General features: G+C 70.7%; 7 protein-coding genes, 1 tRNA gene and 1 pseudogene. 8 read left to right on the top strand and 1 reads right to left on the bottom strand.

Features of this window, described 5'->3' with window-relative positions:
* The 6 genes and pseudogenes from ROTAS13_RS19640 to ROTAS13_RS19665 all read left to right on the top strand — a co-directional run.
* A pseudogene (locus ROTAS13_RS19640) lies at positions 1-313 on the top strand (ribonuclease); the annotation flags it as partial.
* Positions 306-539 (top strand): DNA gyrase inhibitor YacG, encoded by a 234-nt coding sequence (locus tag ROTAS13_RS19645; RefSeq protein WP_019462743.1) that lies wholly within the window; start codon positions 306-308, stop codon positions 537-539. The pseudogene ROTAS13_RS19640 and the gene ROTAS13_RS19645, both read left to right, overlap by 8 nt.
* A 100-nt stretch (positions 540-639) precedes the next feature.
* Positions 640-715, top strand: a tRNA-Phe gene (locus tag ROTAS13_RS19650).
* Positions 716-959: 244 nt separating this feature from the next.
* Positions 960-1,418 carry a hypothetical protein gene (locus tag ROTAS13_RS19655; RefSeq protein ID WP_083755635.1) on the top strand — a complete coding sequence of 153 codons (459 nt, stop codon included), beginning with the start codon at positions 960-962 and terminating at the stop codon, positions 1,416-1,418.
* A gap of 128 nt (positions 1,419-1,546) precedes the next feature.
* Positions 1,547-1,972, top strand: a complete 426-nt coding sequence (locus tag ROTAS13_RS19660) for a Rap1a/Tai family immunity protein (protein WP_019462741.1) — start codon at positions 1,547-1,549, stop codon at positions 1,970-1,972.
* A 14-nt stretch (positions 1,973-1,986) separates the two neighbouring features.
* The gene (locus ROTAS13_RS19665) at positions 1,987-2,265 is read left to right on the top strand and encodes a glycine zipper domain-containing protein (protein ID WP_019462740.1); all 279 of its coding nucleotides are present in this window, start codon (positions 1,987-1,989) and stop codon (positions 2,263-2,265) included.
* 92 nt (positions 2,266-2,357) lie between these two features.
* Here ROTAS13_RS19665 and ROTAS13_RS19670 read toward each other — a convergent pair whose 3' ends face one another.
* The gene (locus ROTAS13_RS19670) at positions 2,358-2,687 is read right to left on the bottom strand and encodes a hypothetical protein (protein ID WP_075823171.1); all 330 of its coding nucleotides are present in this window, start codon (positions 2,685-2,687) and stop codon (positions 2,358-2,360) included.
* Between the two features lie 408 nt (positions 2,688-3,095).
* On the opposite strand from ROTAS13_RS19670, the gene ROTAS13_RS19675 reads away from it, so the two are divergent.
* The gene (locus tag ROTAS13_RS19675; protein ID WP_075823172.1) at positions 3,096-4,112 is read left to right on the top strand and encodes a P1 family peptidase; all 1,017 of its coding nucleotides are present in this window, start codon (positions 3,096-3,098) and stop codon (positions 4,110-4,112) included.
* Positions 4,109-4,696: M55 family metallopeptidase (locus ROTAS13_RS19680; RefSeq protein ID WP_075823173.1), on the top strand; the 588-nt coding region annotated here is incomplete at its 3' end. The genes ROTAS13_RS19675 and ROTAS13_RS19680, both read left to right, overlap by 4 nt.

Here is a 4,696-nt window from a genome sequence, read left to right on the forward strand (position 1 = left end):
GCGCATCATGGGCTTGACCGCGCTCGGCCTGATCGAATGCGTGCGGACCCGGGTGCATCCGCCGCTGCACGAGGTCACCGGGCAGCCGCCTTCGCCGCTGACGCTGGGCCTTGCCGCGCTGCGCCGCGTGCTGGGCGTGCTGCGGCACCGGCCCGGCCTGCGCCCGGCGCTGCGGGCGCATCCGCGCGTCCTGGCGGCGCTGGAGACATGGCCGGGCGCGCTGGAGGAATTCGAGGCCATGGCCGCGCTGCCCCTGGTGCTGCGGCCCGACGCCGCCATCGCTTTCGGAGAGGAGCTTGCCGAGGATGCCTGACCGCCCGTCCAACACCCCGTCCAATGCCCCGCCCGGTTCCGCCGCCAGGCCGGAACATCCCCGCCGTGGCGCCCGCTGCCCGATCTGCGGCCGCCCGGTGGTGCCCGCGCACCGGCCCTTCTGCTCGCCGCGCTGCCGGCAGGCCGATCTCGGCCACTGGCTGTCCGGCAGCTATGCCATCCCGGGCGAGCCTGTCGCGGAACGCGATCCCGACCTGGAGGACTGAGCCACTCCCCCCCCGTGCCGGATGCGTCAAAAAGATTGCGGCGGGCGGCTGGACACTGGCCGGGGGCTGGGCTAATTCCGCGCCACGCCAAGAGCGCTGTGCCCAGGTAGCTCAGTTGGTAGAGCATGCGACTGAAAATCGCAGTGTCGGTGGTTCGATTCCGCCCCTGGGCACCATCTCTTTTCCTGACACCCCCTCCTTTTCACCATCGGGATGCTCCGGCTCCCATGGCGAAACGCGGCCGTTTCCGCTGCCTGGCCCTGTGGGGCCGTTCTGGCTGGCCTGCGGATCGGCGATTGGTTTCCCGGCCGGGTGGGAACAAGCTCTGTCCCGTCCCTCCCAGGCGCATCCGCACCGGAGGTTGCCGTTGCCGGCGGAGCATCCCCCGGACGGCATGACGATCAGGACTGGAGGACAGGTGTGAGCGATCTTCCCGATTCCGGGCGTTTCGATGCCGACAGTGTCCGCACATGGATGGAAAAGCAGCGGGCCGAGAAGGAGGCGGAGGCACGGCGTGCCGAGGAAGAGAAGCAGAACGGCATGTCCGAACTGCGCCGCTCCTTCGAGGAGCGGGAGCTGCCGCCGGATGCGCTGACGAAGCTCCAGGGCATGATCCGGCGGGCCGCGCTGGACGGGGAGCGGGAAGTGCTGGTGCTGCACTTCCCGTCGCAATGGATGAAGGACAGCGGCCGCTCCATCACCAGCGGACTCGACACCTGGCCGGAGCAGCTCGAAGGCTTCGCGCGCCGTGCCTATGATTTCCACCAGAAGGAACTCACGCCGCGCGGCTTCGGCATCCGGCCGGTGATCCTCGACTACCCGAACGGCATGCCGGGCGATGTCGGCTTCTACGTCACCTGGAAGACCGACCTGGACTGACGCCAGCCGGCCCGCGGCACCATCGGAGGTTGTCGGCAGGGGTTGTCAGCCCCGGCAACGGAAGACAGTTTGCTGCGTCCGGCCGGGGGCAACCCGCCCCCGGCCCTGGACAGGGAGAAGCTGGACCTATGCGACACCTCCTCGCTTCGGCCGCCATGGCGGCCATGCTGGGCGTTGCGGCGCCCGTGATGGCGCAGCCGGCGGCGGGCGACACGCCCACCGCCGTCAGCACCACCGCCGAACTCGCCGAGATCTGCCTGCCGAGCACGCAGGGTGTGCAGCGGCTGGAAGCCATCGCCTACTGCCAGGGATATTTCACGGCGGCCGGCCAGTACCATGCGGCGCTGCACCCCGCCTCCTCGCGGCGGCCCCCGCTGTTCTGCCTGCCGAATCCCGCCCCGACCGTGGCGCAGTCGGCGATCGCCTTCGCCAACTGGGCGAAGCAGAACCCGCAATACGGCAGCGAGCCGGCCCCCGACGGCCTGCTCCGCTGGGCGCAGGCGACCTATCCCTGCCCGCAGCCCGCCGCCCGTTCCACCCGCCCGGCCCGCTGATCATGAGGACGACCATGACGCTCCGTTCCGCCCGTTTCGTCCTGCCCCTCCTGGCGCTGGGGAGCCTCTGCGCCTGCCAGGGCATGAGCGATTCGCAGCGCCGCGTCGGCACGGGCGCGGCCGGCGGTGCCGCCCTGGGCGCGGTCGCCGGCTCCTTCAGCGGCAATGCCGGCTGGGGCGCGCTGATCGGCACAGGTGTCGGCGCGGCCGGCGGCTATCTGTGGGACCAATCGGAGCGGGCGCAGGACCGGGCCTTCCAGCAGGGCTACTACCAGGGCCGCCGCGGCCGCTGAGGCTGGTTGCCCGAAGGGCGCATGAAAAAGGGGGCGCCCGCCGGGCGCCCCCTTCCGCTTTCCGGCCCCGGGAGCAGGTCCCGGGGGCAGGTTCAGGTGTTGTTGCTGACATCCAGCGGGGTGGCGCCGAAGCTGTTGTTCGTCACCGGCGGGTTGCCCCGCGGGGCACCGCCCACCGCGGAGGAACCGGCATTGCTCTCGTTCAGCACCGTGGCGCCGAAGCGGCCGCTGGTCACCGGCATGTCCGCCGAGGGCATGCCGGTCACGGCGGAGGAGCCGGTGCCGCTGACATCGCGCGGGGTGGAGCCGGGAGTGAAGAGGGAATAGCCGCCGCCCTCGGCCGCGAAGGCGACGACCGGGGCGGCGGCCAGGATCACCGCGGCCAGGAGGGGGGTGAAGCCACGGCGAAGGGAAATACGCATGAAAGGCGTCCTTGGTTATTCTTCAGACGGATCGTGAGTGGTCCGTATGGGCGTCTAGATAGCTTCCTAATTGCACCGAAAATCCGCTTATTGGCGGATAGTTTGTTCGGAAAACCCGAACAAAACATCGAACCGTCATTCTCCCCATCGCGATCCCACCTGGCGGAAGCAGGGGCTGCATGAAACGAACCTGACGGGAAATTCCCGCAAAACCCAGTAAGGGCAAAGGCTTGTCCCTGGGGGCGAGATGGTCCTACAGGCACTGCCGGAAGGGAGACCGCATGGATCAGCCTGTTTTCCGGCCCGGTCAGACTGGCCATGGCCCGCCGTCCCACCGGCCGCGTACGGTTCCGCATGGCTGGCCTGCGGTCAGCGGCTCCTGGCTCAGCCCGGCCGGAGGGTACCTCCATGCGCGCCCGTGACCTGGGCCTGGCCTGCGGCAGCCTGCCGCCCGGCAGCCGCAACAGCCTGGCCGATGTGCCGGGCGTGACGGCCGGCCACCGCACCCTGGTCCGGGGCGAGGGGACCCGTACCGGCGTCACCGCCATCCTGCCGCATGGGGGCCGCCTGTTCCGGGAAAAGCTCCCCGCCGCCGTGCATGTGCTGAACGGCTTCGGCAAGAGCACCGGGCTCGTGCAGATCGAGGAACTGGGCGAGATCGAGACGCCGATCCTGCTGACCAACACCTTTGGCGTGGCGGCCTGCGCCGAGGCGCTGATCCGGCACGCCGTGATGGAGGAGCCGCGCATCGGACGGCGCACCTCCACGGTCAATCCGGTGGTGCTGGAATGCAATGACGGGCACCTGAACGACATCCAGGCACTGGCGGTCGCGCCGGAGGATGCGGCAGCCGCCATTGCCGCGGCCGGGCCGGAATTCGGCTCCGGTGCGCTGGGGGCGGGAACGGGGATGAGCTGCTTCGGCCTCAAGGGCGGCATCGGCACCGCCTCCCGGCGGCTGCGCCTCGACGAGACGGATTTCCACCTCGGCACGCTGGTGCTGGCCAATTTCGGCCGGGCGGGCGACCTGCGCCTGCCGGACGGGCGGCGCATCGACCCGCGCGGCGAGGAGGCGCCGGAACGTGGCTCGGTGATCGTGGTGCTCGCGACAGATGTGCCGCTGGAGTCCCGCCAGCTCCGCCGCGTCGCGGTGCGGGCCGGGGCGGGGATCGCCTGGACCGGCTCCTTTTGGGGGCATGGCAGCGGCGATATCTTCCTCGCCTTCTCCACGGCGGAGCGAATCCCGCATATGCCGAAGACGGACCTCCTGCCGCGCCGGGTCCTGGCAGAGGGGAGGATCGACACGCTCTTCCAGGCGGCGGCCGAGGCGACCCAGGAGGCCGTGCTGGATGCGCTGGCCGCCGCGGAGCCGATGACCGGCTTCCGCGGCCATCACCGTCGCGCGCTCAGGGAGTTCCTCGCATGAAGATCTATGTCTCCGCCGATATCGAGGGCGTGGCCGGCGTGGTCTCGCCGCAGCAGGGTCAGCCCGGCAACCCGGAATACGAGCGCGCCCGGCGCCTGATGACCGAGGAGGTCAGCGCCGTGGTGGCGGGCGCCTTCGCAGGCGGCGCCACCGAGGTGCTGGTCAACGATTCCCATGGGCCGATGACCAACCTCATCCCGGAGCTGCTGGACCCGCGCGCCGAGCTGATCCTGGGCAAGCCCAAGCCGATGAACATGTGCGCCGGCCTGGACGGCGGCTTCAGCGGGGTGATGTTCACCGGCTACCACACCGGGGCGGGGCGGCATGGCCTGCTGGCGCATACGGTGAACGGCTTCGCCTTCCGCACCATCCGCCTGAACGGGCGGCCCTGCTCCGAGGCGACGCTGAACGGCGCCTATGCCGGCAGCCTGGGCGTGCCGGTCCTGCTGATCTCGGGCGACGACCTGACGGCGGAGGAATGCGGCGAGCATTTCCTCGACGCGCGCCGGGTGGTGACGAAGCAGGCGCTCGGCGCCCGGGCCGCGCGCGCCATCTCGCCCGCCCTGGCGCGGGAGCGGCTGCGG

The sequence above is a fragment of the Roseomonas sp. TAS13 genome, assembly GCF_001950415.1.
Lineage (GTDB): Bacteria > Pseudomonadota > Alphaproteobacteria > Acetobacterales > Acetobacteraceae > Roseomonas > Roseomonas mucosa.

Coding starts and splice junctions, on each gene's coding strand:
- ROTAS13_RS19645 (WP_019462743.1), top strand. CDS start 306: ATGCCTGACCGCCCGTCCAACACCCCGTCCAATGCCCCGCCCGGTTCC.
- ROTAS13_RS19660 (WP_019462741.1), top strand. CDS start 1,547: ATGCGACACCTCCTCGCTTCGGCCGCCATGGCGGCCATGCTGGGCGTT.
- ROTAS13_RS19665 (WP_019462740.1), top strand. CDS start 1,987: ATGACGCTCCGTTCCGCCCGTTTCGTCCTGCCCCTCCTGGCGCTGGGG.
- ROTAS13_RS19670 (WP_075823171.1), bottom strand. CDS start 2,687: ATGCGTATTTCCCTTCGCCGTGGCTTCACCCCCCTCCTGGCCGCGGTG.
- ROTAS13_RS19675 (WP_075823172.1), top strand. CDS start 3,096: ATGCGCGCCCGTGACCTGGGCCTGGCCTGCGGCAGCCTGCCGCCCGGC.